The 26,971-nt window shown below is 67.7% G+C and carries 29 protein-coding genes; 19 read left to right on the plus strand and 10 right to left on the minus strand.

The window, feature by feature from the left end:
- Positions 1-6: 6 nt before the first annotated feature.
- Genes R2APBS1_RS05735 through asnS form a run of 4 tightly spaced genes read right to left on the minus strand, consistent with a single transcriptional unit; the run spans position 7 to position 3,380 of the window.
- Positions 7-798 (minus strand): SDR family NAD(P)-dependent oxidoreductase, encoded by a 792-nt coding sequence (locus R2APBS1_RS05735; protein ID WP_015447197.1) that lies wholly within the window; start codon positions 796-798, stop codon positions 7-9.
- A gap of 14 nt (positions 799-812) precedes the next feature.
- Positions 813-1,127, minus strand: coding sequence for a hypothetical protein (locus R2APBS1_RS05740; RefSeq protein ID WP_015447198.1), 315 nt, complete (start codon positions 1,125-1,127; stop codon positions 813-815).
- Entirely contained in the window at positions 1,124-1,951 is an 828-nt protein-coding gene (locus tag R2APBS1_RS05745; RefSeq protein ID WP_007510483.1) for a MalM family protein, read from the minus strand. The genes R2APBS1_RS05740 and R2APBS1_RS05745 overlap by 4 nt, the downstream gene beginning before the upstream one ends.
- A gap of 13 nt (positions 1,952-1,964) precedes the next feature.
- The gene (asnS, locus tag R2APBS1_RS05750; protein ID WP_015447199.1) at positions 1,965-3,380 is read right to left on the minus strand and encodes an asparagine--tRNA ligase; all 1,416 of its coding nucleotides are present in this window, start codon (positions 3,378-3,380) and stop codon (positions 1,965-1,967) included.
- 151 nt (positions 3,381-3,531) lie between these two features.
- Between asnS and R2APBS1_RS05755 the strand changes: the two genes are divergently transcribed.
- From R2APBS1_RS05755 to radA, 6 genes are all read left to right on the plus strand, one after another.
- Entirely contained in the window at positions 3,532-3,858 is a 327-nt protein-coding gene (locus R2APBS1_RS05755) for a HesB/IscA family protein (protein WP_007510487.1), read from the plus strand.
- A 282-nt stretch (positions 3,859-4,140) separates the two neighbouring features.
- A complete protein-coding gene (gene rpsF, locus R2APBS1_RS05760; RefSeq protein WP_007510489.1) occupies positions 4,141-4,563 on the plus strand; it encodes a 30S ribosomal protein S6 in 423 nt (140 codons plus the stop codon).
- Between the two features lie 14 nt (positions 4,564-4,577).
- Positions 4,578-4,808 carry a 30S ribosomal protein S18 gene (rpsR, locus tag R2APBS1_RS05765; protein ID WP_007081973.1) on the plus strand — a complete coding sequence of 77 codons (231 nt, stop codon included), beginning with the start codon at positions 4,578-4,580 and terminating at the stop codon, positions 4,806-4,808.
- 151 nt (positions 4,809-4,959) lie between these two features.
- On the plus strand, positions 4,960-5,409 hold the full coding sequence (gene rplI / locus R2APBS1_RS05770; RefSeq protein ID WP_015447200.1) for a 50S ribosomal protein L9: 450 nt from the start codon (positions 4,960-4,962) through the stop codon (positions 5,407-5,409).
- A gap of 288 nt (positions 5,410-5,697) precedes the next feature.
- On the plus strand, positions 5,698-7,092 hold the full coding sequence (locus tag R2APBS1_RS05775) for a replicative DNA helicase (protein ID WP_015447201.1): 1,395 nt from the start codon (positions 5,698-5,700) through the stop codon (positions 7,090-7,092).
- 113 nt (positions 7,093-7,205) lie between these two features.
- Positions 7,206-8,591, plus strand: coding sequence for a DNA repair protein RadA (radA, locus tag R2APBS1_RS05780; RefSeq protein ID WP_015447202.1), 1,386 nt, complete (start codon positions 7,206-7,208; stop codon positions 8,589-8,591).
- A gap of 9 nt (positions 8,592-8,600) precedes the next feature.
- On the opposite strand, the gene R2APBS1_RS05785 is transcribed toward radA, so the two are convergent.
- Positions 8,601-9,398 (minus strand): cytochrome C assembly family protein, encoded by a 798-nt coding sequence (locus R2APBS1_RS05785; RefSeq protein WP_015447203.1) that lies wholly within the window; start codon positions 9,396-9,398, stop codon positions 8,601-8,603.
- A gap of 96 nt (positions 9,399-9,494) precedes the next feature.
- Between R2APBS1_RS05785 and ffh the strand changes: the two genes are divergently transcribed.
- From ffh to rplS, 5 genes are all read left to right on the plus strand, one after another.
- Positions 9,495-10,874 (plus strand): signal recognition particle protein, encoded by a 1,380-nt coding sequence (gene ffh, locus R2APBS1_RS05790; RefSeq protein WP_015447204.1) that lies wholly within the window; start codon positions 9,495-9,497, stop codon positions 10,872-10,874.
- Positions 10,875-11,007: 133 nt separating this feature from the next.
- Positions 11,008-11,262, plus strand: a complete 255-nt coding sequence (rpsP, locus tag R2APBS1_RS05795) for a 30S ribosomal protein S16 (protein ID WP_015447205.1) — start codon at positions 11,008-11,010, stop codon at positions 11,260-11,262.
- A 1-nt stretch (position 11,263) separates the two neighbouring features.
- On the plus strand, positions 11,264-11,797 hold the full coding sequence (gene rimM, locus R2APBS1_RS05800) for a ribosome maturation factor RimM (RefSeq protein ID WP_015447206.1): 534 nt from the start codon (positions 11,264-11,266) through the stop codon (positions 11,795-11,797).
- A gap of 35 nt (positions 11,798-11,832) precedes the next feature.
- A complete protein-coding gene (gene trmD, locus R2APBS1_RS05805) occupies positions 11,833-12,606 on the plus strand; it encodes a tRNA (guanosine(37)-N1)-methyltransferase TrmD (protein WP_007510515.1) in 774 nt (257 codons plus the stop codon).
- A gap of 44 nt (positions 12,607-12,650) precedes the next feature.
- Positions 12,651-13,043, plus strand: coding sequence for a 50S ribosomal protein L19 (gene rplS, locus R2APBS1_RS05810; RefSeq protein WP_007510517.1), 393 nt, complete (start codon positions 12,651-12,653; stop codon positions 13,041-13,043).
- 95 nt (positions 13,044-13,138) lie between these two features.
- Here the strand turns inward: rplS and R2APBS1_RS05815 are convergent, their stop codons facing one another.
- Positions 13,139-15,181: an EAL domain-containing response regulator gene (locus tag R2APBS1_RS05815; RefSeq protein WP_015447207.1), complete on the minus strand. Its 2,043-nt coding sequence runs from the start codon at positions 15,179-15,181 to the stop codon at positions 13,139-13,141.
- A gap of 134 nt (positions 15,182-15,315) precedes the next feature.
- Complete coding sequence (gene epmB, locus R2APBS1_RS05820; protein ID WP_015447208.1) at positions 15,316-16,332, minus strand: EF-P beta-lysylation protein EpmB; 1,017 nt, start codon at positions 16,330-16,332, stop codon at positions 15,316-15,318.
- 117 nt (positions 16,333-16,449) lie between these two features.
- Here epmB and efp point away from each other — a divergent pair, with 117 nt between their 5' ends.
- The 7 genes from efp (at position 16,450) to folE2 (ending at position 22,214) form a co-directional block, all read left to right on the plus strand.
- Positions 16,450-17,016 (plus strand): elongation factor P, encoded by a 567-nt coding sequence (gene efp / locus R2APBS1_RS05825; RefSeq protein ID WP_007510530.1) that lies wholly within the window; start codon positions 16,450-16,452, stop codon positions 17,014-17,016.
- 218 nt (positions 17,017-17,234) lie between these two features.
- The gene (locus tag R2APBS1_RS05830; RefSeq protein ID WP_015447209.1) at positions 17,235-18,563 is read left to right on the plus strand and encodes a TRZ/ATZ family hydrolase; all 1,329 of its coding nucleotides are present in this window, start codon (positions 17,235-17,237) and stop codon (positions 18,561-18,563) included.
- Between the two features lie 14 nt (positions 18,564-18,577).
- On the plus strand, positions 18,578-18,832 hold the full coding sequence (locus tag R2APBS1_RS05835) for a YciI family protein (RefSeq protein ID WP_015447210.1): 255 nt from the start codon (positions 18,578-18,580) through the stop codon (positions 18,830-18,832).
- A gap of 92 nt (positions 18,833-18,924) precedes the next feature.
- A complete protein-coding gene (gene ubiG, locus R2APBS1_RS05840; RefSeq protein ID WP_015447211.1) occupies positions 18,925-19,629 on the plus strand; it encodes a bifunctional 2-polyprenyl-6-hydroxyphenol methylase/3-demethylubiquinol 3-O-methyltransferase UbiG in 705 nt (234 codons plus the stop codon).
- A complete protein-coding gene (gph, locus tag R2APBS1_RS05845; protein ID WP_015447212.1) occupies positions 19,626-20,306 on the plus strand; it encodes a phosphoglycolate phosphatase in 681 nt (226 codons plus the stop codon). Before ubiG ends, gph begins: the two co-directional genes overlap by 4 nt.
- A complete protein-coding gene (locus tag R2APBS1_RS05850) occupies positions 20,303-21,157 on the plus strand; it encodes an isoprenoid biosynthesis enzyme family protein (RefSeq protein ID WP_015447213.1) in 855 nt (284 codons plus the stop codon). The genes gph and R2APBS1_RS05850 overlap by 4 nt, the downstream gene beginning before the upstream one ends.
- A 109-nt stretch (positions 21,158-21,266) precedes the next feature.
- A complete protein-coding gene (gene folE2, locus R2APBS1_RS05855) occupies positions 21,267-22,214 on the plus strand; it encodes a GTP cyclohydrolase FolE2 (RefSeq protein ID WP_015447214.1) in 948 nt (315 codons plus the stop codon).
- Between the two features lie 116 nt (positions 22,215-22,330).
- Here folE2 and yidD read toward each other — a convergent pair whose 3' ends face one another.
- Positions 22,331-22,573 (minus strand): membrane protein insertion efficiency factor YidD, encoded by a 243-nt coding sequence (gene yidD, locus R2APBS1_RS20375; protein ID WP_217154270.1) that lies wholly within the window; start codon positions 22,571-22,573, stop codon positions 22,331-22,333.
- Between the two features lie 145 nt (positions 22,574-22,718).
- Here yidD and dksA point away from each other — a divergent pair, with 145 nt between their 5' ends.
- Positions 22,719-23,963, plus strand: a complete 1,245-nt coding sequence (dksA, locus tag R2APBS1_RS20380) for an RNA polymerase-binding protein DksA (protein ID WP_015447216.1) — start codon at positions 22,719-22,721, stop codon at positions 23,961-23,963.
- Between the two features lie 111 nt (positions 23,964-24,074).
- On the opposite strand, the gene R2APBS1_RS05875 is transcribed toward dksA, so the two are convergent.
- A complete protein-coding gene (locus tag R2APBS1_RS05875) occupies positions 24,075-26,174 on the minus strand; it encodes a TonB-dependent receptor (RefSeq protein WP_015447217.1) in 2,100 nt (699 codons plus the stop codon).
- 300 nt (positions 26,175-26,474) lie between these two features.
- Positions 26,475-26,909 carry a SufE family protein gene (locus R2APBS1_RS05880; RefSeq protein ID WP_015447218.1) on the minus strand — a complete coding sequence of 145 codons (435 nt, stop codon included), beginning with the start codon at positions 26,907-26,909 and terminating at the stop codon, positions 26,475-26,477.
- Between the last annotated feature and the right edge of the window lie 62 nt (positions 26,910-26,971).

Here is a 26,971-nt window from a genome sequence, read left to right on the forward strand (position 1 = left end):
GGTCGCTCAGCTCAACGCGCGGGTGCGGCCACCGTCCACCGCGATGCTGACGCCGTTGACGTAGGCGGCGGCGGGCGTGCACAGGAACGCGATCACCGCGGCCACTTCGCCGGCTTCGCCGAAGCGGCGGGCCGGCACCGAGGCCAGCATGGCCTGGGCGATCGCGTCCTCGTTGCGTCCGCTGGCCGCGGCCTGCGCGGCGAGCAGGCTGTCGAGGCGCTGGGTGCGGGTGTAGCCGGGCAGCACGTTGTTGACGGTGATGCCGTCGGCGGCCAGTTCGGCGGACAGGGTCTTGGCCCAGCCGGCAACGGCGGCGCGCACGGTGTTGGACACGCCCAGCCCGGCGATCGGTTCCTTCACCGAGGTGGAGATCACGTTGACGATGCGGCCGTAGCCGCTCTGGCGCATGCCGGGCAGCAATGCCTGCAGCAGCACCTGGCCGGCCAGCAGGTGCTGCCGGAACGCGGCCTCGAAGGCCGCAGGCTCCGCACTGTGGGCCGGGCCGCCCGGCGGGCCGCCGCTGTTGTTGATCAGGATATGTACCGGGGCGCCGGCGGCGAGGTCGGTGGCGGTGGCCTGCAGGCCGGCGGTGTCCAGCATGTCCACGCTGTGCCAGTCGTGCCGCTGCCCGGCGTGCGTCCGTGGCAGGCTTTCGGCGGCGGCCTGGAGCCGGTCGCCCGAGCGCGCCAGCAGGGTGACGCTGGCACCCAGTTCGGCCAGCTCGATCGCGCTGGCGCGGCCGATGCCCTGCGAAGCGCCGCAGACCAGCGCGTGACGTCCACCCAGATCCAGTTGCATGTCCCTAGGCTCCTTCAGTGCACCCACAGCCGCATGGCCAGCGCGGCGAGCCAGCACAGCCAGCCCAGCCACTGACTGTAACGCCACACCAGGCGCCAGCGGTTGATCGCGGCGTCGCCCAGCGCGGGCAGGGCCGGCGAGCGCAGCACCTGCTGCATGCTGGCCCATACACGGAACCCGGAGAGCCGGCCCTGCGCGGCGTTGGCGATGACCTGCCAGTGTTGCGGGTAGCGCGTGCGCAGCAGCGCGGCGACCCGGAACGGCGCCACGTACGACAATACGAACAGGCCGACGCCGCTCGCCAGCAGGGCGAGATAGAGGACGATCATGGCGAAGGACTATGGCCGGCCTTGCCGGCGCTGCCGTTGCTCCAGGGCAGCGGCAAGGCCGTGCGCAGGGTATTGAGCACGCCGTCGCCCTTCGCCGCCTTCTTGCAGATCGCGTTGTCGAGCGCCTTCTCGTAGGTCTTGTTCATCAGGCCGACCCACAGCGTACCGTCCGGTCCATGCGGGATGCTGAAGCTGCCGGTGGAATTCATCTGCAGCGAGGCGGCGCTGGAAGCGGAGAACGACGCCGGCGACTGCTCCCAGTAGGTCTTGCCCGACTGCTGCTCGGCCGAGCTGTAGACCAGCAGGTAGCGTGCCTGCGCGCTGTCGATGCTGAGGCTGCCGAAGGCGCCGGTGGTCTCGTCGCCCCAGCCCATGTGCTCGCACAGCCCGATGTCTTCCGAGCGGATCGGCTGGAAGCCCGCGTCCAGCAGCACCACGGTCGGTGCGAACAGGTAGCTGGCATGCAGCCAACGGCCGTTCAATTCCGACTTCATGGCCACCTTGTACGGCAGTTTCAGTTCGGTGGGCAGGCGGAAGGCGAGAAAATAGCTCTGTGTGCCGTTGAGGTTGGCCACCATGCTGCCGCGGCCCAGCACGAACTTCTGCGGTTGCCACGGCAGCAGGTTGCGGTAGGAAAAGTCGGCGAAGCTGCTGCAGCACGGGCTGGCCTGCATCAGCTGCAACTGGGCCAGCTTCAGCGCATCGCCGGTGTTTTCCGACGGCGGGCGCAGGTTCGGCGGCAGCAGGGCCTTGGCGTTGTGGCAGCCGCCCAGCAGGGCGGCGAAGGCCAGTACGGCGGCGATGGCGGGGAGTCGAAGCGGCATGGGCAAGGGTCGCTCAGAAGTCGGCCGTCCCGGCGGCACGGGGGTAGGGAATGGCATCGCGGATGTTGGACAGTCCGCAGATGTACACCAGCAGGCGCTCGAAGCCGAGACCGAAGCCGGCATGCGGTACCGTGCCATAACGGCGCAGGTCGCGATACCAGCCATAGGCTGCCGGGTCGAGGCCGAACTGGACCATGCGGCGATCGAGGTAGTCCAGCCGCTCCTCGCGCTGGCTGCCGCCGATGATCTCGCCGATGCCCGGCGCCAGCACGTCCATTGCCGCGACGGTCTTCTCGTCATCGTTCAGCCGCATGTAGAACGCCTTGATCGCCTCAGGGTAGTTCATGACGACCACCGGGCGGCCGATATGTTTCTCGGCCAGGTAGCGTTCGTGCTCGGTCTGCAGGTCGATGCCCCAGGCTACGGGATACTCGAACTTCTGCCCGGACTTCTGCAGGATCGTGATGGCGTCGGTGTAGTCGATGCGCTCGAACGGCTTGGCGATGAACGCCTCCATGCGGCTGATCGCATCCGGCTGCACGCGCTCGGCGAAGAACGCCATGTCGTCCGGACGTTCGTCCAGCACGGCCTTGAAGATCGCCTTCAGGAATGCCTCGGCGCAGTCCGCGTCGGCCGCCAGGTCGGCGAACGCGATCTCCGGCTCGACCATCCAGAACTCGGCCAGGTGGCGCGGCGTGTTGGAGTTCTCGGCGCGGAAAGTGGGGCCGAAGGTGTAGACCTTGCTCATCGCCAGCGCGTACGCCTCGACGTTGAGCTGGCCGGACACGGTGAGGAACGCCTCGCGGCCGAAGAAATCCTTGCGGAAGTCGATCTTGCCGTCGGGCAGGCGCGGCAGGTTGGCCAGGTCCAGCGTGGACAGGCGGAACATGTCGCCGGCGCCCTCGGCGTCGGAGGTGGTGATGATCGGCGTGTTGATCCAGAAGAAGCCCTGTTCGGTGAGGTGGCGGTGGATCGCCGTCATCATGGTGTGGCGCACCCGGGTCACCGCACCGAACAGGTTGGTGCGCGGGCGCAGGTGGGCCACCTCGCGCAGGAATTCCATGGTGTGCTGCTTGGGCTGGATCGGATAGGTTTCCGGATCGTCGACGAAGCCGGTGACCTGCACGCTGTCGGCCTGCAGTTCGAACGCCTGGCCCTTGCCCTGCGACGGCACCAGCGTGCCGCTGACGATCACGCCGGCGCCGGCGGTGAGGTGCTTCACCTCGCTGTCGTAATTGGCCAGCGTGGCCGGCACCACCGCCTGGATCGGATCGAAGCAGGAGCCGTCGGTGACGTTGACGAAAGACAGGCCGGCCTTGGAGTCGCGGCGGGTGCGCACCCAGCCGCGCACGGTCACTGCGCTGCCGGCATCGAGCTTGCCGGAAAGAGCCTGCTTCACGCTGCATAGCGTCGGACTGACCACGGCCATCGGTTGAAACTCCTGCTGATGCGCCGCACGTCGGCGCGTAGATGATGAACGGCGCGCGCGGCGGCGCCGCAAGGCCAAACCGGCATGATAATGTAGGCATCGTCCGCGCCGCGACTTTCCGGGCCATCCATCGAGGTCGACACCCAGCGCCATGAGCATCACCATCACTCCCGCCGCCAACGAACGCATGCGCCACTTCCTGGCTGGCACGCCGACCGCGGCCGGCGTGCGTTTCGGGGTCCGCCGCAGCGGCTGCTCCGGCTTCGCGTACGTGGTGGATCTGGCCGATGCGGTCGGCGAGGGCGATTCCCTGGTCGAGGTGGACGGGCTGCCGTTGATCGTCGATGACAAGAGCCTGTCCCTGGTCGACGGCACGGTGATCGACTTTCAGCGGCAGGGGCTCAACGCCAGCTTCGTGTTCCACAACCCGAACGCCACCGGCGAATGCGGTTGCGGCGAGAGTTTCACGGTGGGTTGAGCGAGGCGGTACTTGTGCGCTCATCCCTGGGCGCGAAGGTCAAAAGCGGCCATCCGTGGCCGGACCTTTCAAGTCCCGTCTGCTCTTTCGTGGGCGCATGAGCCGGAAGGCGGTCATCCGTGACGGTGCCCTTCAGATTCAGTCACTTGCGCGGCATCGCGCATTCCACGTAGAATTTCGCTTCTGTCCGCGCCCCAACCGGTGCCGGCAGGACACTTGCCTCACCGCACCGGCGGGAGGCTGCGAGGCCGCAAGGCCGCATCCACAAGGAGTCAACCTACAATGACCCTGCGTCATTACGAAGTTGTGTTCATGGTCCATCCGGACCAGAGCGAGCAGGTCCCCGCGATGCTCGAGCGCTACAAGGCGCTGATCGAGACCGACGGCGGCAAGATCCACCGCCTGGAAGACTGGGGGCGTCGCCAGCTGGCCTACCCGATCGTCAACCTGGCCAAGGCGCATTACGTGCTGCTCAACATCGAAGTGAGCCAGAACGCGCTGAACGAGCTGGAGTCGGGTTTCCGCTTCAACGACGCCGTGCTGCGCCACCTGGTGATCCGTCGCGACGAGGCCGACACCGAGCCGTCCTTCATCCTGAAGTCGAAGGAGAAGGACGATGCCAAGTCCACCCGCCGTCGCGACGACGAGGGTGAGGGCGAGGGCCGCGGCCACGACCGCGACAACGATCGCGACAGCGACGACTGATCAGGAGCACAGCCATGTCCAAGTTTTTCCGCCGCCGCAAGTTTTGCCGCTTCACTGCCGAGGACGTGAAGGAGATCGACTACAAGGATCTCAACACCCTGCGCCAGTACGTCACCGAGAATGGCAAGATCGTGCCCAGCCGCATCACCGGCACCAAGGCCCGCTATCAGCGCCAGCTGGCCACCGCGATCAAGCGTGCGCGCTTCCTCTCGCTGCTGCCGTATACCGACAACCACGACGTCTGATTGAAAAGCAGGGAATAGGGAGCAGGGAATAGGGAGTTGGTTGCCTCGCGGCACTTGCTGTTCCTGTTCCCCATTTCCCCTTCCCGGAAATTCGGACAACCGTCCTCTGGCTGCGCCGGGCCACACCGGCGCTAACGAACAGGAAAGCATCATGGAACTCATTCTTCTGCAGAAGGTCCGCAACCTCGGTACGCTCGGCGACAAGGTCGTCGTGAAGCCGGGTTACGGGCGCAACTACCTGCTGCCGCAGGGCAAGGCCGTGCGCGTCAATGCCGCCAACCTGGCCGCGTTCGAGCAGCGTCGCGCCGAATACGAGGCGAAGGCCAACACCATGCTGGCCAATGCCGAGTCGCGCAAGGCCAAGCTGGCCGATGCATCGGTCACCATCGCCGCACACTCCAGCGCCGAAGGCAAGCTGTTCGGCTCGGTTGGTCCGCGCGACATCGCCGAGGCGCTGGTCGCCGCCGGCCACGAAGTCCACAAGAACGAAGTTATCCTGGGCGAAGGCCCGCTGCGCAACGTCGGCGAGTACGACGTGGTGGTGAGTCTGCACGCCGACGTGCAGACCACGGTCAAGGTGGTCGTGGTCGGCGACAAGTAAGCCGTACGCCATCCGCGTGGTGGAACGAACGGGCGCCGCGAGGCGCCTGTTTGTTTTTGGAGGCCGGGAATAGGGAATGGAGAATGGGCAACGGCCGGAGCGTCGCGGTTCCTGCCTTCGATTCCCCGTTCCGTGTTCGCAGGTTTTATCCCCATCAACCCACAGCTTATCCACAAGGTTGTTGTATCGACGGTTGAGACGCCGCCGCGCATCATGGTGTCCGTGTGGCTACCCGCGACATGTCGGTGCATCGCGTGCCGCTCGCGGGGCAATTTTCGAGGTAAGTCGATGTCCTTCGTGCCCGAGCGCAAACCTTCCTCTCCCGCCATCGAGGCACTGCGGGTGCCGCCGCATTCCATCGAGGCCGAGCAGGCGGTGCTGGGCGGCCTGATGCTGGCGCCGGATGCGCTGGACAAGGTGGCCGATCGGCTCGGCGAGGACGATTTCTACCGCAAGGACCACCGGCTGATCTGGCGTGCGATCAACGAGCTGGCGAACAAGGGCATGCCGTGCGACGCGGTGACCCTGGGTGACTGGTTCGAGAGCAACGGCCTGGCCGAGATGGTCGGCGGCGCCGGCTACCTGATCGAGCTGGCCAACAGCACGCCCAGCGCCGCCAACATCGCCGCCTACGCCGAGATCGTGCGCGAGAAATCGGTGCTGCGCCAGCTGATCGACGCCGGCACCTCGATCACCGAGGACGGCTACCGGCCCGAGGGCAAGAGCGTGCACGAGGTGCTGGAAAGCGCCGAGCAGCGCGTGTTCCACATTGCCGAATCCGGCGCGCGCGGCAAGAAAGACTCCGTCTCCATGCGCGAGGCGGTGAAGGACGCGTTCCGCCTGCTCACCGAGCGCTACGAGAACCGCGGCCAGCTGACCGGCGTCAGCACCGGCTTCACCGACCTGGACAGGCTCACCTCCGGCCTGCAGCCGTCGGACCTGATCATCGTGGCGGCGCGCCCGTCGATGGGCAAGACCGCCTTCGCGCTGAACATCGCCGAGGCCGCCGCGCTGGGCGGCAAGAAGGCGGTGGTGGTGTTCTCGATGGAAATGTCCTCCTCGCAGCTGGCCTTCCGGCTGATCTCCTCGGTCGGGCGCATCCACCAGCAGCATCTGCGCAACGGCGACCTGCAGGAGGAGGACTGGCCGCGCGTGTCCAATGCGATCGCGCTGCTGTCCGAAGCGAAGATCTTCATCGACGACACGCCTGGCCTGTCGCCGGTGGAGCTGCGCTCGCGCGCGCGCCGGCTGCACCGCGAGCACGGCGGGCTGGGCCTGATCGTGATCGACTACCTGCAGCTGATGCAGGTGCCCGGCAACAAGGAGAACCGCGCCACCGAGATCTCGGAGATCTCGCGCTCGCTGAAGGGGCTGGCCAAGGAGCTGAACGTGCCGGTGATTGCCCTGTCGCAGTTGAACCGCTCGCTGGAGCAGCGCGCCGACAAGCGTCCGATGATGTCCGACCTGCGCGAATCCGGCGCGATCGAGCAGGACGCCGACGTGATCATGTTCATCTACCGCGACGAGTACTACAACAAGGAATCGCCCGACAAGGGCGTCGCCGAGATCATCATCGGCAAGCAGCGCAACGGCCCCACAGACACCTGCAAGCTCACCTTCCTCGGCCACTACACCCAGTTCGTGAACTACGCGTCGGATTCGTTCGTCGGCTCGTTCGACTGAGGGCAAGGAAACCGCGCGGCGAAAACGGACAGCTTTTCGCGCCGATACGTCTCGCCGCCTGCGATGATCGCGTGCCAAGCTCGCTTCATCCACGCATCCAGCCGGGAACCCGCATGGCCAAAGCCAAGACCGCCTACGTCTGCACCGATTGCGGCGCCGAACACCCGAAGTGGCAAGGTTCATGTGCCGAGTGCGGCGCCTGGAACACGCTCAGCGAGATCGTGCTGGCGCCGGCCTCGGCGGCGAAGCCGTCGGTGGGCGCGCAGCGCTCCAGCTACGCCGGTGCCGCCGCCGGCGCGCCGCGCATCACGCCACTGACCGCGGTGGCGCTGACCACCGAGGCGCGCACGCTGACCGGCATTGGCGAACTGGACCGCGTGCTGGGGGGCGGCCTGGTCGAGGGTTCGGTGGTGTTGATCGGCGGCGACCCCGGCATTGGCAAGTCCACCCTGCTGCTGCAGATGCTGGGCATGCTGGGCGCGCATCTGTCCAGCGTCTATGTCACTGGCGAGGAATCGCTGGCGCAGGTGGCCGCACGCGCGCAGCGCCTGGGCCTGCCGTTGGAGCCGCTGCAGGCGCTGGCCGAAACCTGCATGGAGCGCATCCTCGAACAGGCCGCGGCGATGCGCCCGCGGGTGCTGGTGATCGACTCGATCCAGACCATCTGGACCGAATTGCTCACCGCCGCGCCCGGTTCGGTGTCGCAGGTGCGCGAGTCGGCGGCCAAGCTCACCCGCTATGCCAAGGAGACCGGCACCTCGGTGTTCCTGGTCGGCCACGTCACCAAGGAAGGCGGCATCGCCGGCCCGCGCGTGCTCGAGCACATGGTCGACGCAGTGCTGTATTTCGAGGGCGAATCCGGTTCGCGCTTCCGCGTGCTGCGCGCGTTCAAGAACCGCTTCGGCGCGGTCAACGAACTGGGCGTGTTCGCGATGAGCGACAAGGGCCTGCGCGAAGTGCCGAACCCGTCGGCGATCTTCCTGTCCGCGCACGCGGGGCCGACTTCGGGCAGCGCCGTGATGGTCACCCGCGAGGGCACCCGGCCGCTGCTGGTGGAGGTACAGGCGCTGGTCGATCAGTCCTCGCTGGGCAACCCGCGCCGGGTCACCCTGGGGCTGGAGCAGAACCGGCTGGCGATGTTGCTGGCCGTGCTGCACCGGCATGGCGGCGTGGCGGCCTACGACCAGGACGTGTTCGTCAACGTGGTCGGCGGCATCCGCGTGCAGGAAACCGCCGCCGACCTGCCGGTGCTGCTGGCGGTACTGTCGTCCCTGCGCGACCGGCCACTGCCGGAGCACACCATCGCCTTCGGCGAAGTCGGCCTGTCCGGCGAGATCCGCCCGGTGCCGAACGGCGAGGAGCGCCTGAAGGAAGCTGCCCATCACGGCTTCCGCCGCGCCATCGTGCCGAAGGCGAACGCGCCGAAGAAGGGTCGCGTCGGCGAGATGGAGGTGGTCGGGGTGGAGCGCTTGAGCGAGGCGATCGACGCCTGCCGCTGAACGTTGCCGCTACATCCCCCGGTGCAGAATCAGTTCCAGCACCGCCTTGCTGCCGAAGAACGCCAGCATCAGCACGGCCATCCCGATCAGGGTCAGGTTGACTGCGCGCGCGCCGCGCCAGCCGTGCCGCCAGCGGCCGTACAGCAGCACGCCGAACACCAGCCAGGCGCCGATCGACAGCACGGTCTTGTGCGCCAGGTGCTGGCCGAACAGGTTGTCGACGAACAGCACGCCGGTGAGCAGGGTCAGCGTAAGCAGCACGAAGCCGGCGCTGATCAGGCGGAACAGCAGGGTTTCGGTCAGGGTCAGCGGCGGCAGCGCGCGCAGCCAGCGGCCGAACTGGCGATGGCGCAACGCCCGCTCCTGGAGCGCCAGCAGGATCGCCAGCGCCGCGGCGATCGACAGCACGCCGAACGCGAGCAGGGCCACCGTCACGTGCAACTTGATCTGCCAGTCCATCGGCTGCGGCAGGGTGGGCGGCGCCAGGAAGCCATCCAGCGCGAGCAGCGCGGCGGTCAGCGGGAACACGATGACGCCGAGCGCGGCGACCGGACGCGAGGCATTCACCAGCAGGGTCAGTGCCGAGACGACGAACGCGACCAGCGACAGCGCGGCGAAGAAGTGCAGGTCCAGCGCGCCGCGGTGCATGCCCAGCAGGATGCCGGCGTGGATCAGCACGGCGCTGCCGGCCAGCACCAGCGCCAGCCGGTTCAGCGGTTGCCCGCCGCCCAGCAGCGGGCGCGCCAGCCCGGCAGCGGCGGCGAGATAGAGCACGATGGCGAGTAGGGCAAGAACGTGGAGGGTCATGGCCGCGCAGTGTCGCACAGGGTCGTGCCGGCATGCATGCGGAGCGGAGCGATCCGTCCGCTATAATCGGCCACTTTCCCGTTTGCCGGTTTCGCCATGTTCGAGTCGCTCAGCCAACGCCTTTCCACCACCGTCAATCGCCTGCGCGGTCGCGGCCGGCTGACCGAGGAGAACATCCGCGAAGCCCTGCGCGAGGTGCGCATCGCGCTGCTGGAGGCGGACGTGGCGCTGCCGGTGGTGCAGGCGCTGATCCAGCGCATCAAGGTACGCGCGGTCGGCCAGGACGTGACCAAGAGCCTGTCGCCGGGCCAGGCGCTGATCAAGGTGGTCAGCGACGAGCTGACCGTGGTGATGGGCACTGCCAACACCGAGCTGAACCTGGCCCAGCAGCCGCCGGCCGTGGTGCTGATGGCCGGCCTGCAGGGCGCCGGCAAGACCACCACGGTGGCCAAGCTGGCGCGATTGCTGACCGAGCGCAAGAAGAAAAAGGTGATGGTGGTCAGCTGCGACGTCTACCGCCCGGCCGCCATCGAGCAGTTGCGCACGCTGGCCGAGCAGGTCGGGGTGAAGTTCTTCCCGTCCGCGGCGGGTCAGGATCCGGTGCAGATCGCCAGGGACGCGATCGCCGCTGCGCGGCGCGAGGTGGTCGATGTGCTGCTGGTCGATACCGCCGGCCGCCTGCACGTGGACGAGGCGATGATGGCCGAGATCAAGGCGCTGCACGCCGCGGTCACGCCGATCGAGACCCTGTTCGTGGTCGATTCGATGACCGGCCAGGACGCCGCCAACACCGCCAAGGCATTCAACGAGGCGCTGCCGCTGACCGGCGTGATCCTGACCAAGACCGACGGCGACGCCCGCGGCGGTGCCGCGCTGTCGGTGCGCTACGTCACCGGCAAGCCGATCAAGTTCCTCGGCGCCGGCGAGAAGAGCGACGCGCTGGAACCGTTCCACCCGGATCGTCTGGCCCAGCGCATCCTCGGCATGGGCGACGTGCTGTCGCTGGTCGAGGAGGTCGAGCGCAAGGTCGACCAGGACAAGGCGCAGAAGCTGGCCCAGAAGGTGATGAAGGGCAAGCGCTTCGACCTGAACGACATGAAGGACCAGTTGGAGCAGATGGGCAACATGGGCGGCCTGGCCGGCCTGATGGACAAGCTGCCCGGCGTGTCCAGCCTGCCGGACAGCGTCAAATCGAAAGTGAACGATGGCGAGATGAAGCGCATGATCGCGATCATCAGCTCGATGACGAAGAAGGAGCGCCGCCATCCGGATCTGCTGAACGGCTCGCGCCGCGCCCGCGTGGCGCGCGGTTCAGGCACCCAGCCGGCCGACGTCAACCGCCTGCTGAAGCAGTACATGCAGATGGAAAAGATGATGTCCAAGCTGTCCAAGGGTGGCAGCAAGGGCCTGCTGCGGCAGATGCGCGGAGCCATGAAGGGCATGGGCGGCATGGGCGGGCTGCCGCCGATGCGCTGAGGGCGGCGGCGCAGTCCGAGGCTGCTTTTCCGATGCCCTATTCCCTTTTCCCGATTACGCCCCTAAAATACCCCGTTTACCGCGCACGACTCTCGTGCGCCTGCCGCTGATTCGGCAATTCTGGAGTTTTACCATGGTCAAGATTCGTCTTTCGCGCGGTGGCGCCAAGGGCCGTCCGTTCTACCACGTCGTCGTGACCGATCAGCGCAACAAGCGCGACGGCCGCAACATCGAGAACGTGGGCTTCTACAACCCGGTCGCGGCGGGCAAGGACAAGCGCCTTGAGCTGAACATCGCGCGCGTGCAGGAGTGGGTCGGCAAGGGTGCCCAGTTGACCGACAAGGTCGCCGCCCTGGTCAAGGAAGCCGGCAAGCAGCAGGCTGCCTGAAGTGGCGGCAGCCGGTCGGCGCGTCCTGATCGGACGCATCGTCGGGCTGTATGGCGTGCAGGGCTGGCTGAAGATCGAATCCTTCGCCGAGCCGCGCATGCGCATCTTCGACTACCAGCCGTGGCTGCTCGGTGCAGCGCCCGGCACGGAGACGCAGGTCAGCGGAGTGAAGGGTCGTGCGCAGGGCAAGGGCATGGTGGCCCATCTGCCCGGGGTGGACGACCGGGAGCAGGCAGCGGCGCTGGTCGGTGCCGACATCCATGTCGCCCGCGAGCAGCTGCCGCCGCCGGCGCAAGGCGAGTATTACTGGGTCGATCTCGAAGGACTTGAGGTCGTCACCACGGAAGGCGTGAAGCTGGGGCGGGTCAGTCACCTGTTCGCCACCGGTGCCAACGATGTCGTGGTGGTGAGGGACGGCGAGCGCGAGCGCGAGCGCGAGCGCGAGCGGCTGGTCCCCTTCGTCCAGGGTTCGTATGTGCGTTCGGTGGACTTGTCCGCAGGGCGCATGGTGGTGGACTGGGATCCCGAGTTCTGACGTCGCCGGGTCGCGGGCTGAGGGGGTCGAGGATCATGCGCATCGATGTCGTCAGCCTGTTTCCCGACTTCGTGCGCCAGTGCGCCGCCGTCGGTGTGGTGGGACGCGCGCAGCAACGCGAGCTGCTGCAGGTGGAAACCTGGAACCCGCGCGACTACGCCACCGACAAGCACCGCAGCGTGGACAGCGGCTCGTATGGCGGCGGTCCCGGGATGGTGATGATGATCGAGCCGTTGCGCACGACCCTGGCGGCCATGCGCGCGGCGGCACCGGAACCGGTGCATCTGGTTTATCTCAGTCCGCAGGGAGTGCGGCTGACGCAGGGCCGGGTGGAGGCGCTGGCGAAGTTGCCGCGCATCGCTCTGCTCTGCGGGCGTTACGAAGGTGTGGACGAGCGTCTGCTGGCGCACGAGGTCGACGAGGAGCTTTCCATCGGCGATTATGTGCTGTCCGGCGGCGAGCTCGCCGCGGCGGTGGTCATCGACGCGGTGGGGCGCTTGCAGGAAGGTGCGTTGCACGATGCACAGTCGGCCGAACAGGATTCGTTCGCTGACGGCCTGCTGGATTGCCCGCACTATGCGAGGCCGGTGCACGATGCACTGGGTAGCGTGCCGGACGTGCTGCTGTCCGGCGACCACGCGGCAATTGCCCGCTGGCGCCTGAAGCAGTCGCTGGGACGCACCTGGTTGCGCCGCCCGGACTTGTTGTCACAGCGTGGACTGGATGCGGCATCCCGGGCCTTGCTGGATGAATTCCGCCGCGAACATGCCCAAGCCGGGCGTTTGCGGCAAGACGATGCGGCCGAATGACGACCGCAGCATTGATATCGCTGAAGTGAACCGACAGGTGCGCCATGAACAAGATCATTGAACAGTTCGAATCCGAGCAGATCACCCGCCAGCTGCCGGAATTCAGCCCCGGCGACACCGTGGTGGTCAACGTCAAGGTGAAGGAAGGCAACCGCGAGCGCGTGCAGGCGTTCGAGGGCATCGTCATCGCCAAGCGCAGCCGCGGCCTGCATTCGGCCTTCACCGTGCGCAAGATCTCGCATGGCACCGGCGTGGAGCGCGTGTTCCAGGCGCACAGCCCGGCCATCGACTCGGTGACCGTGAAGCGCAGGGGCAAGGTGCGCGGCGCCAAGCTGTACTACCTGCGTGGCCTGGAAGGCAAGGCCGCCCGCATCAAGGAAGACGTCGCCGCCGCCGCCGCCGCCAAGGCGAACGCGAAGGCTGCCGCCGCCGAGTAATCCGCTGCGCCATCGCTGCATGAAAAACCCGCGGAGCGATCCGCGGGTTTTTTCGTGCTTGCGGGGTGGCGTGCGGCAGGTTTTGCCGGAAGGGGTTACTCCAGGCGCTGCGGCTGCTGCAGGAAGTTGCCCTGCACGAAATCCACGCCGCAGGCGAACAGCAGCGAGGTACTGGTGGCGTCCTCGACCCATTCGGCGATGGTCTGACGCTTCAGCTCGTGGGCCTGCAGGCAGATTTCGGAGACCTTCTTCTGGCTTTCCGGGTGCTGCGGCAAGTCGGCCATGTAGCTGCGGTCGATCTTCAGGTAGTCCGCGTCGATGTGGTTGAGCAACTGGAACGAGTTCAGGCCCGAGCCGAACTGCTCAAGCGCGAAGCGGCCGCCCAGCTTCTTCCAGCCGTTGACGAATTCCTGGGCCGGGCGCAGCAGGGTCATCACCTTGCTCTCGGTCATCTCCAGCACCAGCTGGCCGCGCTTCAGCCCCGCCAGCTTGAGCCGATCGCCCAGCCACGCCAGCAGGGTGTCGTCCTGCAGCGAGGCAGCAGTGAGCTTGACGAAGAACGTGGTCTGCTGGCCCTGGCCTTCACGATCCTGCAGCGCCTTGATGGTCTGCTCGAATACCCAACGGTCGATCGCGCCGGTGAGGCCGTGTTTTTCGGCGATCGGCATGAAGAAGCCGGGCAACACCTCGCCCTGCGGGCCGTTCATGCGCAACAGGATTTCCGAATAGTCGCCCTCGGCGTCCTGCAGGCTGATGGTCTGCTGGTGGTAGAGCAGCAGGCCTTCGCCGGTGAGTGCGTTGCGCAGCAGTTCCAGCCAGTAGCGCTCGCGTTCCTCGTCGGCCTTCTCGCGCGCGGCCGGGTCGTGCAGTTCCACCTGGCTGCCGCCGAGGCTCTGCGCGGTGCGCAGGGCCTGGCTGGCCTGGTTGAGCAACAGTTCGGTGTTCGCGTTCTTCTCGCCCAGCAGGCTGCCGCCGATGCTGGCGGTGACCGTGATCGAGCGCGAGCCGGCGTCGAAGATCTCGTTGCTGACGCTGTGCTGCAACTTGGCGATCCACTCCCTGATCGCCTCGTCCGGGCGCGAGTCGAGCACCACGCCCAGGGTGTGTTCGGCGAGCATGCCGGCGACGTCGTCGGCGCCGAGCAGCATGCGGATGCGGTCGGCGAAGCCGGCCAGCAGTTCGTCGGCCTTGCCCAGGCCGATGCCGCCCACCAGCGAGGCCCAGTTGTCCGGCTCGATCAGCAGCAGCGACTGGCCCTTCTTGCCCTTGGCCGCCGCGGTGACGGCGTCGTCGATGGATTCCAGCATGCGGGCGCGATTGAACAGGCCGGTGACCGGGTCGCGCTGCAGTTGCTCCAGCACGGCCTGGTCGACGAGTTGCCGGCGGAACACGATCTGCAGGCAGGGTTCGCCCTCGAACGTGGCCGGCGCGAATTCCACCGTGGCGTCGAACTGGCTGCCGTCGGCGCGGCGCGCGTGCAGGGTGAGCTGGGACGGCGTCTTCTCCTGCCGTGCGTGGCCGCGCAGCAGGGCCTTGAACTCGTCGGCATGGGTCGAGTCGATCATGTCCAGCACCGGCAGCCCGAGCAGGTCGTCGAAGCTGTCGTAGCCGAAGGTTTCCAGGTAGGCCTGGTTGGCGCGCACGTGCATGCCCTCGTGCACGTAGGCGATCGCGTCGGTGGACGAGTCGAGCAGCGCGTCGCAGCGCCGCTCCGATTCGCGCAGGGCGGTCTCCAGGCGGCGCACCTGGCGGCGCGTCTGCAGCGAGTCGAACTCGCGCTGCAGTACCGCGATCAGCTGCTTCGGCTGGCTGCGCGAGGCGACGCCGCGGGCGCCATGCACGAACAGCTCCGCCACAACCTGGTTGTCGATCGAGTTGACCAGGCCCAGCAGCGAGTAGTCGCGGCCGTAGGCATCGAGCACCTTGACGGCGTCCTCCAGGCTGATGCTGGTGATCGCCGGGTCGAACATCACCACGTCCGGTTCCAGCTCGTTCACCGCAGCCTGCATCTGTTCCACATTGGTGGCACGGGCCGGCCGCACGGCAATGCCGGTATTGCGCAACAGGCTGATGATCTGCTCGGCCTCTTCCAGCGAGCTTTCGACGAAGAGGATCTTGATGACGTAATCTTTTTTCATGGGGCGTGATGCTGTCCGTTGATCATCGCAGGCGGTACCGGGCGGTCTGCGCATTCAGCCGCGATGACTGTTTGTAACGGATTCCGCCGGCAGCCGCCAGCGGGAAAACCGTGCAACAGGCACCGCTGCCCGGTTTACAGGGGACGCTTGGAGGCGTCGCCGCCCACCTCGCGTACCAGCCGGGGCACCAGGTAGCCCGGCAGGCGTGCACGCAGGGCCTCCATCAGCGCCAGTGCGCGGCTGTCGTCGACCTCGAAGTGCGCCGTGCCCTGCACGCGGTCGAGCTGGTGCAGGTAGTACGGCAGCACGCCGGCGGCGAACAGCCGCTCGGACAGGTCGGCCAGGGTATCGGCACCGTCGTTCACCCCCTTGAGCAGCACCGACTGGTTCAGCAGCGTGGCGCCGGCTTCGCGCAGCCTGGCACAGGCGGCGTCCACGCTGGCGTCGAGCTCGTTCGCGTGGTTGGCGTGCAGCACCACCACTTTTTGCAGGGGCAGCGACGCCAGCCAGTGGATGAAGGCGTCGTCGATGCGCTCGGGCAGCACCACGGGCAGGCGGCTGTGGATGCGCAGGCGGGTCACGTGGGGGATGCCTGCCAGTTCCTGCGTCAGCTCCTCCAGCTTGCCGGTGGCCAGCGACAGGGGGTCGCCGCCGGAGAGGATCAGCTCGTTGATCGACGGCGCGCGGCGCAAGTGCTCCAGTGCCTCCCGCCAGTGGTTGCTGGCGGCCATTTCCTCACCGTAGGGAAAGTGGCGACGGAAGCAGTAGCGGCAATTCACCGCACAGCTGCCGCTGGCGATCAGCAGGGCGCGGCCCGCGTACTTGTGCAGCACGCCGCGTGCCTCGCGCGCCGCCATGTCGCCGACTGCGTCGACGACGAAGCCGGGCACCTCGCCCAGCTCGGCCAGTTGCGGCAGCACCTGCAGCAGCAGCGGGTCGCGCGGGTCGCCATGGCGCATGCGGGCGACGAAGCCGCGCGGCACGCGCAGCTGGAAACCGGCGTCTGCCGGCGGCAGCTGGTCGACGAGTTGCTGCAGTCCGAGCAGGTCCAGCAGTTCGCCAGCGTCGGTGACGGCTTCGCGCCACAGCTGGCGCCAGTCGGCGGCCGGGGCGTCCGGCGTAATGCGTGCGGCAGGGCTTGCGGTTATCATGTGTGGCCTTGTCTGGGCCGGCCGGCCCGTCAAACCATCTATTTTAGCTGCCGGCAGCGGCGCAAGGGCCCGTTTCGGGCCCTTGAACATTGAAATTCACATATCGGAGCTCACTGCATGGCCACTTACGGTCTCAACGACGTCAAGAACGGGGTGAAGATCATCGTCGACGGCGATCCCTACGTCATCGTCGAGGCGGAGTTCATCAAGCCGGGCAAGGGGCAGGCGTTCACCCGCATCCGCATCCGCAACCTGCTCAACGGCCGCACCACCGAGAAGACGCTGAAGTCGAGCGAGTCGTTCGAAGGCGCTGACGTGGTCGATACCGACATGCAGTACCTCTACAGCGACGGCGAGTTCTGGCACTTCATGCAGCAGGAGACGTTCGAGCAGCATCAGGCCGACAAGGCGGCCGCCGGCGACGCCGCGAAGTGGCTGAAGGGCGAGGAGGAGTGCGTGGTGACGCTGTGGAACGGCCGGCCGATCGCGGTGCAGCCGCCGAACTTCGTCGAGCTGAAGATCGTCGAGACCGATCCGGGCGTGCGCGGCGATACCTCCGGCGGCGGCGGCAAGCCGGCCAAGCTGGAGACCGGCGCGGTGGTTCGCGTGCCGCTGTTCGTAGGCCAGGACGAGGTGATCAAGGTCGACACCCGCACCGGCGAATACGTCAGCCGCGTCAAGTGACGAACCGGCGCGCGGGCATTCGCCCGCGCTGTTGCCGGTGCGTCATCCCGGCGCAAGCCGGGATCCAGTGAAACACTCGTGCGCAGCGCGCCTCACTCTTTGCACAAGCAGCCGCAGCAACATGGGATCCGGACCTGGTCCGGGATGACGGACATGGGGCGGGCGCTGCACGGTGCACCGCCCTTTCTCGTATCCACCCCTTGCACAGTGAGTGAACGATGAACCAGCCCCCCCAGCCCGTCGACCTCCTCATTGAAGCCCGCTGGGTGGTGCCGGTCGAGCCGCATGCCGTGGTGCTGGAGAACCATGCGGTGGTGGTGCAGGACGGGCGCATCGCGGCACTGCTGCCGATCGCCGAGGCGCATGCCACCTACGCGCCGCGCGAGCGCGTTTCGCTTGCCGAGCACGCGCTGATCCCCGGCCTGGTCAACAGCCACACGCACAACCCGATGACCCTGCTGCGCGGCCTGGCCGACGACCTGCCGCTGATGGTATGGCTGCAGCAGCACATCTGGCCGGCCGAGGCGAAGGTGATGGGGCCGGAGTTCGTGCGCGATGGCGTCGAGCTGGCGGTGGCCGAAATGCTGCGCGGCGGCACCACCTGCGCCAACGAGAACTACTTCTTTCCCGACGTGATCGGCGCCACCTACCGCAAGCTGGGTTTCCGCGCGGTGGTCGGCCTGCCGGTGATCGAGTTTCCCACCGCATGGGCGAAGAGCCAGGACGAATACTTCGAGCGCGCCGGCGAAGTGCACGACAGCTTCCGCGGCGACGGCCTGATCAGCACCGCGTTCGTGCCGCACGCGCCGTACACGGTGTCGGACGAGAGCTTCGAGCGCATCCGCGTGCTGTCCGACCAGCTCGACATCCCGGTGCATCTGCATACGCACGAGACCGCGCACGAGGTCGAGGACGAGAAGGCCAAGAGTGGCCTGCGTCCGTTCCAGCGCCTGCAGAAACTGGGCCTGGTCAACGACCGCCTGATCGCGGTGCACATGACCCAGCTGACCGACGGCGAGATCGCCGCCTGCGCTGCCGCCGGCGTGTCGGTGGTGCACTGCCCGGAGTCCAACCTCAAGCTCGCTTCCGGCTTCTGTCCGGCCGAAAAGCTGCGCGCGGCCGGCGTCAACGTGGCGCTCGGCACCGACGGCTGCGCCTCCAACAACGACCTGGACATGTTCGGCGAGATGCGCACTGCCGCGCTGCTGGCCAAGGCGGTGGCCGGCGACGCTGCCGCGTTCGATGCGGCGTTCGCGCTGCGCGCGGCCACGCTCAACGGCGCCAGGGCGGTCGGACTGGAGGCGAAGATCGGCTCGATCGAAGTCGGCAAGCAGGCCGACTTCGCCGCCGTGCGATTGAGCGACCTGGAAACCCAGCCGCTGTTCCACGTCGTCTCGCAGCTGGTCTACGCCACCGGCCGCCACCAGGTCAGCGACGTGTGGATCGCCGGCAAGCGCAAGCTGGCCGCGCGCGAACTGACCGGCATGGACACCGCCGCGATCCTGGAGCGCACGCGCGCCTGGCGCGAACGCATTGCCTCGGCCTGAACCGGAGTCTTTCGATGAACCGTTACCTGGTCCTGCTGATCCGCCGGCCGCACCTCGACCCGGCGGTGGTGCCGCTGCACCTGGCGTTCCTGCAGGGCTTGCATGCAGAAGGCCGGGTGGAACTGTCCGGCGGCTTCAGCGACAAGTCCGGCGGCGCCTACCTGCTGCACGCGGCCGACCTCGCCGAGGCGACCGCGATCGTGCACGACGATCCCGCCCACGTCAGCGGCGGCTGGGACATCACGGTGTACGAGTGGCAGGTGGTTTGATCTTTGCGCTCCTCCATGGGTGCGAAAATCAGGAAGCGGCCATCCATGGCCGCACTTTCCAATAAACTCACAGGTTCACCGTGGACTCGAACATGACCGCCGCCAACGTCAACCCCGACGAGATCGCCCGCTTCGACAGCCTGGCGGCACGCTGGTGGGATCCCGACGGCGAGTCGCGCCCACTGCACGACCTCAACCCGGTGCGCGCCGCCTATGTCGCTGCCCGCGTCGACCTGCGCAGGGCGAACGTGGCCGACGTCGGTTGCGGCGGCGGCCTGCTCAGCGAGGCGCTGGCGCGCGCTGGCGCGAAGGTCACCGGCATCGACCTGGGCGAGAAGGTGATCGATGTCGCGAAGCTGCACCTGCATGAGTCCGGGCTCGATGTCGACTACCGCGTGCAGTCCTCGGCCGAGTTGGCCGCGGCCGAGCCGGCAGGTTTCGACGCGGTGTGTTGCATGGAGCTGATCGAGCATGTGCCCGACCCGGCGGCGCTGGTGAACGACCTGGCCGCGCTGCTGAAGCCGGGCGGGCGGCTGTTCATGTCCACCCTCAACCGCACGCCGGCCGCGTTCGGCGCGGCGATCGTGGGTGCGGAATACGTGATGCGCCTGCTGCCGCGCGGCACCCATCACTACGCGCAGTTCCTCAAGCCGTCCGAGCTGGGCCGCCTGCTGCGCCACGCCGGGCTGGAGCTGGAGGACGTCTCCGGGCTGGCCTACAACCCGCTCAACCGCAAGGCCCGGTTGAGTTCGACCACCGCGGTCAACTACGTGCTCAGCGCACGCAAACCGGCATGAAGCCCTTGCCCGGAAACATCCAGGGCGTGCTGTTCGACCTCGACGGCACCTTGCTCGACAGCGCGCCCGACCTGTACGCCGCCTTGCAGGTGCAGTGCGCGGAAGAGGGCGTGCCGCCACCGCCGTATGCGCCGGTGCGCGAGGTGGTTTCGCGCGGTGCGCGTGCGGTGCTGCGCTGCGCGTTCGCCGATCGCGGCGAAGACGGGCTGGTCGCGCTGGTGCCACGCTACCTGCAGTTGTACCAGGACGTCATGGTGCGGCAGACGCGTGCGTTCGAGGGTATCGACGAGCTGCTGGCGCGGATCGAGGCACACGGCCTGCGCTGGGGCATCGTCACCAACAAGGCGGGCTTCCTCGCCGATGAGCTGGTGGTGCGCATTGGCTGGGCCGGGCGCGTCGACGCGGTGGTGTGCGGCGACACCCTGGCCGTGAAGAAACCCGATCCGGCGCCGGTGCTGCTGGCTTGTGAACGCGCCGGCGTAGCGCCTGCGCAAAGCCTGTTCGTCGGCGACGATCGCCGCGACGTGCAGGCCGGCGCGGCCGCCGGCCTGTACACGGTGGCGGTGAGCTGGGGCTACCTCGATGGCGGCGATCCGCACACGTGGGGAGCCGACGCCGTGCTGGACCATCCGGCCGAGCTGGCCGAACTGCTGAAATTGCAACCGGTGTCGGCATGATCGAATTGGTCGAACAGAACGCGGTGCTGCAGGGCTTCATCGACAAGTGGCTGGCGGTGCAGCCGCGCCAGCGCGTGGCGCTGGCCTTCGTCGACGGCCGGCGCTACCCCGGCCACATCGCGCTGGCCGCGCTGGAACAGGAACTGCTCGGCGCCGCCTACGGCATTCGCGAGCCGCAGGTGGCCACCGCCAAGCTCAACTGGTGGGCCGAGGAGCTGGCCGGCGCGCCGGCCAGCGGCGGACGCCATCCGCTGAGCCAGGTGCTGTTCGACGACGAGCGCGCGCATGCCATCGCCAGCGAGCTGTGGCTGGCGCCGGTACTGGCCGCGATGGCGCAACTGGAGCAGGGCACCGCCGCCGACTTCCCCGCGCAGGTCGAGGCGGCGTTGCCGCTGCACGGTGCGCTGGCCGTACTGGAAACCGCCTGGTGGTATGGCGCCGAGGCGTCGCCGGCGCGGGCATCGCGGGTGGCCGTGCTGAACCATTTGCTGCATGCGCTGTTGCGCTTGCCGCAGGATGTCGAGCGCGACCGCCTGCCGCTGCCGATGGCGCGGCTGGCACGGCATGGCCTGAGTCGCGTGCAGTTGCGCAGCCACGGCGCGGCGCGGCAGCAGGCGATCAAGGCGCAACTGGACGACCTGCTGGCCAGCTGGCAGGAGTCGGCCACGCTGGCCGGGCCGCTCAGCGTGTTTCGCGCGCTGGAATCGCGTCACGCCTGCGGCCTGGCGCGACGCGCGGCGCGCGCCGGCGACGCGCTGGCGGTGCTGCAGGCCGGCCAGTCGCGTACCGCGCTGACCACCGCGCTGCAGGCCTGGCAGGCCGCACGTGCATGGCGCCGCTACGTGGCGTAAAACGGCCACGGACGCAGTGTTTCCGCCACGCCACTATTGCGTGGCCGCCCGCCTGCCCCAAGATTGTCTGCTTCACGGCGACCGCTCGCCGATGCCAGGATTCCCCGCCATGCCGAACCAGGAAAACACCGCCCGCCTGTTGCCCGATGTCGCCGTGCACGCGCAGCCACATCTTGCCGGTGCGCTGGACTGGGTCGGCATGGCCGACATCCAGGTGCCGGTGTTGTTCGACGCCGGCGATGGCCAGGCGCAGCGTTCCAGTGCCCGGGTCGGCGCCTTCGTCAATCTGAACCGGCCGGACAAGCGCGGCATCCACATGTCGCGGCTGTACCTGCAGGTCGAGCAGGCGCTGAGCACGCAGACGTTGAATGCGTCGATGCTGCATGCGCTGCTGCGCGGGTTCCTCGAATCGCACAAGGATCTGTCCGACCGCGCCTGCCTCAGCATCCGTTTCGAGTACCTGGTGCGCCGCCCCGCGCTGAAAAGCGCCAACAGCGGCTGGCGCGCGTACCCGGTGTGCATCGAGGCCAGCCTCACCGGTGACGAGTTCCTGCTCGAGTTCGGCACCGAGGTGGTCTATTCCTCCACTTGCCCGGCCTCCGCCGCGTTGTCGCGCCAGCTGATCCAGGACCAGTTCGCCAGCGACTTCGATGCCGGCAAGCCGCTCGACCATGCCGCGGTGCTGGCCTGGCTCGGCAGCGAGAAGGGCATCGTCGCCACGCCGCATGCCCAGCGCAGCGTGGCGCGGCTGCGCATCCGCCCGGTGATCGGCGCGGGCTTCAACCTGATCGGCCTGATCGACCGCGTCGAGCGCGCGCTCGGCACACCGGTGCAGACGGCAGTGAAACGTGAGGACGAGCAGGCCTTCGCGCTGGCCAACGGCGGTAACCTGATGTTCTGCGAAGACGCCGCCCGGCGCATCCAGAAGGCACTGGATGCCGATGCCGTGCTGGGCGATTTCCACATCCGCGTCGAGCACCAGGAAAGCCTGCACCCGCATGACGCCGTGGCCTACGCAAGCAAGGGTGTGGAAGGCGGCTACGGCTCCACGCCGTGACGATTGCTGCCGCTTGCGCCGGCCCGGCATCGGCGGCCATCCCGAGGTAACCGTGCTTCACGCGAGACAGCGTGGGGACGGCGGCCTTGTGGCGACGAGTCCGCATTCCAGAACGCTCAGTGCGCCTCGGGAGAATGTCCCCGGTGGCGGCAGCGGGAAAAATGGAAGCGCTCGGGCACCGGGTCCTCGCCGCCCTCGCACAGCGGCTGGCAGCGCAGCAGGCGCCAGCCAGCCAGCAGGCTGCCGCGCCATGGGCCGAAGCGGGTGACCGCAATGCGTGCATAATCGGAGCAGCTGGGGTGGAAGCGGCAGTGCGGACCCAGCAGGGGACTGAGCCAGCGCTTGTACAAACGCAGCATCCACAGTATCAATCGGGTCAGGACGTTCACGGTGCCGAAGCGGCCAGCGGCGGGTAGTGGTACAAGTATTCCAGATGCGAGCTTGCTGGTGTAGGACACATGGGCTATAACACCCGGCCGCCACGGCCAAAAACGGTGAAGGGATATGGCGAAAACGACGCGTAGTTCGACCGCCGCCAAGGCGCAGAAGGGCAAGACTTCGACAGCGGCCAGGACCGCCGGCGCGGCCAGGGCGGCGGCGAGCAAGGGGCGAACCGTGAAGAGCGCCGGCAAGGCAGCCGCGAAGACCGTTCGCGGCGCGAACGGCAAGGCGGCGCCGAAGAAGGCCGCCACCCGGCCGGCCGCTGCGAAGAAAACGCTCGCCAAGCCCGTGGCCGGGAAGGCCGTTGCCAAGTCATCCGCGAAGAAACCCGCCGCGAAGAAACCAGCCGTGAAGAAACCAGCCGCGAAGAAGGCGGCCGTGAAGAAAGCCGCGGTCAAGAAGGTGGTGGCGAAAAAAGTCGTAGCGAAGAAACCGGTCGCGACGAAACCGGTAGCGAAAAAGGCACCCGCGAAAAAGGCGGTCACTCGGAACACCCGCCCGGCGAGTGGCGCCGCTGCGAAAACGGCAGCGAAGCCGGCGACGCGGGTGGTCGCCGGCAAGGCGCCGCCGGCCAAGACCGTGGCGAAACAGGTCGCCAAGCCGGAAACCAGGCCGGCTGCAAAACCCGTCGCAAAACCTGCTGCAAAACCTGTCGTCAAGCCGGTACTGGCGGCTGTCAAAAGCGTATCCCCGGCACCCGCCAGCACCCTGTTCAAGGGCAAGGTGGCGAGTGCAACCGCCATGGTGACACCGCGTGCAGCCCCGGCCGCCGCGGGCCATGCCTCTTCCCCCAAAAGCCCGAAAAACTCGTCGTCCTCAATGAATAAATCCGCTGCAAAGAAACTCGACAACGGCATCACCCGCGAAGACGGGCGATACGCGCTGCCGTCCACCAGCAACATCACGTTGCCCAAGGGTTACCACCCCTCGCCGAGCGAGGAGTACATGAACCCGATGCATCTGGCCTACTTCCGCAACAAGCTGCGCGACTGGCGCGACCAGCTGGTGGAAGAGTCGCGCCAGACCATGGACAATCTGCGTGAGGAGGTGCGCGACGTCGGCGACGAAGCCGAGCGTGCCACCCGCGAGACCGAGAATTCGCTGGAGCTGCGTACCCGCGACCGCTACCGCAAGCTGATCTCGAAGATCGACAAGGCGCTGCGCCGGATCGAGGAAGGCAGCTACGGCTTCTGCGAGGAGACCGACGAGGAAATCGGCATCGACCGCCTCGACGCCCGCCCGATCGCCACGCTGTCGCTGGACGCGCAGGAGCGTCGCGAGCACCTGCAAAAACAGATGGGCGACTGATCACCGCGCCGTCCCTGCGGCCGGGGATGGCGTCGTTGTCCGCATCCACGATCAGCAAAACCCCCGAGCCTCGTGGCTCGGGGGTTTTGTTTTTCCCGGGCGGGCTCGACGCTAGAACTGGTAGCGCAAGGTCAGGTTCGCGCCACGCGGCGCACCCGGCAGGTTGAGGTTCGGGCTGGTGCCGTGGGCGGACACGATGTAGCGCGTGTCGAACAGGTTGGTCAGGTTGAGCTGCAGCGAGACCGGCCCGGTGCGGTATTGCGCCATGAGGTCGGCGGTCACGTAGCCGGGCAGGGTCACCGTGTTGCCCAGGTTGGCCTGCCGTGCGCCGACCAGATTCAGGCCGCCGCCCAGCTGCCAGCGCTGCGCAAACGCGCGGGTGATCCACAGGTTGCCGCTGTTGCGCGGGGTGAGGGTGGCGCGCTTGCCCTGGACCGGACGCCCGGCATCCATCGCCACGGAACGGGTGACGCGCGCATCCAGCCAGGCGTAGCCGGCAAGCAGGCGCCAGCCGTCCGCCAGGTCCGCGGCGGCGCTGAGCTCGACGCCGCGCGTGCGTTGCGTGCCGATCGGCAGCACTTTGTGCGTGACCGGATCGGTGGCCTTGATGCCGCTGCGTTCCAGCTCGAAGAGCGCGGCGTTGAAGGTGACGCGTCCATCCAGCAGGTCGTATTTCGCCCCGACCTCGGTGTTGTGCGTACGCTCCGGTGCGATGTCCGCATTGCTCGCGGCGAGCGCGAACGCCTCGCCGGAAGGCTGGAACGAACGGCTCCAGGACAGGTAGTAGGACTGCGTGGCCGAAGGCTGCCAGACCACGCCCGCGCGCGGGCTCAGCGCCTTGTCGGTGCGCAGGAGGTTGCGCTGGCCCGGCAGGTGGTTTTCCGTCTCCTGCCTGAAGCGGTCGTAGCGCACGCCCAGCAGGGCTTTCCACTGTGAACCCAGGCTCACCAGATCCTGCAGGTAGACGGCAGCCGTGTCGAAGATGCCGAGGTTGTCGGCGGCTGGCGTGCGGGACACCTGCAGCGGCAACACCGGCAGCACGGGATGGAACAGGTCGACCACCGCCACGCCGCTGGCGCTGCGATTGAGCAGGGCCTTGTCCTGCCGCCCCAGTTCCAGGCCGTAGAGCAGGTCATGGCTGAGCGCGTCGCCGGCCAGGTGCTGGCTGAGTTCGGTCTGGTTGAACCAGCCGTGTTCGTGCCGATCCACGTTGGAGCGGTTGAGCGAAACGGTTCGCGCGCTTTCGTCGACGCTGCCCGGCAGCGTGTTGTTGCGGTCGAGCTTGTAGTCGTACCAGCGTGTGGCGTTGCGCAGCGTGAGGTCGTCGCTGAAGGCGTGGGTCAGGGTTGCGGTGGTCGAGCTCACGGTGGACTCGCTGGTGTCGACGTCGCGCGCATTGGCCGCGCCGTAGTAGGTGCCCCTCGGCACGTCGACCGGGCGTCCGTGCCAGGCCGGAATGCCGAAATCGGTGACGCGGCGGTCCTTCAGGTAATCGGCCTGCAGCAGCAGCGTGGTGTTGCTGCCGGGGTGCAGCAGCACCGAGGGAGCCACGGCACGGCGTTTGAGGAACTGCGGGTCGCGGTAGCTGTTGGCATCCTCGACCGCGCCGGTGAGACGCCACGCGCTGCCGGCGTCGCCAAAGCGCCGCCCGACGTCCAGCTCGCCGCGGCGATCGGTCCAGCTGCCGTAGCTGAGCGCGAGCTGGCCACCGTCAGTGCCGGGCTGCCGGGTGATGCGATTGATCAGGCCGCCCGACGAGCCACGCCCGTACAGCACCGACGCCGGTCCCTTCAGCACCTCGATGCGCTCAATGTTGGAGAGGTCGCGGAAGTACAGCGCATCGTCGCGCAGGCCGTCGACAAACTGGTCCGCGATCGCGGTGAAGCCGCGGATGGAAACCTGGTCGCGCTGGCCGTCACCGGTCGAGAAGCCGACGCCGGGCACGTTCTTCAGTGCATCCTGCATCGACGTGGCGTGCTGGTCGCGCAGCACGCTGGCCGGCACCACGTTCACCGTCTGCGGCACGTCGCGCAGGGCGGCGTCGATTTTGGTGGCGCTGGTGGCGTCCGGCACGCGGTAATCGCCGGGATGGGTGGCCTGCACGTTGACGCCGGGCAGCAGCTTGGCCTGGTCGGCGGAAGCTTCGTCGGCAACGGCCCGGGGCGAGCCCAGGATGGCGAGCAGGGCGAGGGAGAGAGGCAGCAGGCGCATGGAGGAATCCTGGGCAGCCGTGGGCCACGCGCGTCCCTCGCGGGGGGCGCGATGAGCACACAGGGGATGGCGCCGGGCCGGCGTGGCGCTGGCTGGCTCAGGCCGCGGCGAACGGATGGAGCGCTTTCATCGTTGCCGGCCGGAAGCAGCCAGCAAGATGTTGCGAATTATTCTCATTTTCACAAATGGCGTCAACACTGCAGTGGATTGACGCCGTGCGGTGCGCAGCGAGCACCGTTGCGGGTGATGGGCAACGCGGCGAAGAGGGCAAAAGGTGCGTGGCGTCTCCGCTTCGTGCGATCAGCCGCCGCCCGCCGCGGCGGCGTAGCCCTTCAATTTGGCCAGCATCGCGGCCAAACCGTTCGAGCGGGTCGGCGAGAGGTGCTTGGCCAGGCCGATCGTGCCGATGAAGGCTGGCTCGGTGGCGAGGATCTCCGCGGCCGGGCGGTCGGAGTAGACGCGCAGCACCAGCGCGATCAGGCCCGACACGATCGCCGAGTCGCTGGCCGCTTCGAAATGCATGCATGACGCATCGCCACTGGGTACCAGCCAGACCATCGACTGGCAGCCGTGCACGCGGTATGCCTCGGTCTTGTACTCATCCGGGAACGGCGGCAACTGCCGGCCGAGATCGATCAGGTACTGGTAGCGTTCGGTCCAGTCGCCGAGGAAGGCGAATTCCTCGGTGATCTCCTGCTGCGCCTGCTCGGCGCGGGTGGTGGCGGTAGCGTTCATGCGCCCATTATCGCGCGGAGCGGGGCGGGAAATGAAATGCGCAGAAGCGCACCCTGTGCGCG

This window comes from Rhodanobacter denitrificans (assembly GCF_000230695.2).
In the GTDB taxonomy this organism is placed as follows: domain Bacteria; phylum Pseudomonadota; class Gammaproteobacteria; order Xanthomonadales; family Rhodanobacteraceae; genus Rhodanobacter; species Rhodanobacter denitrificans.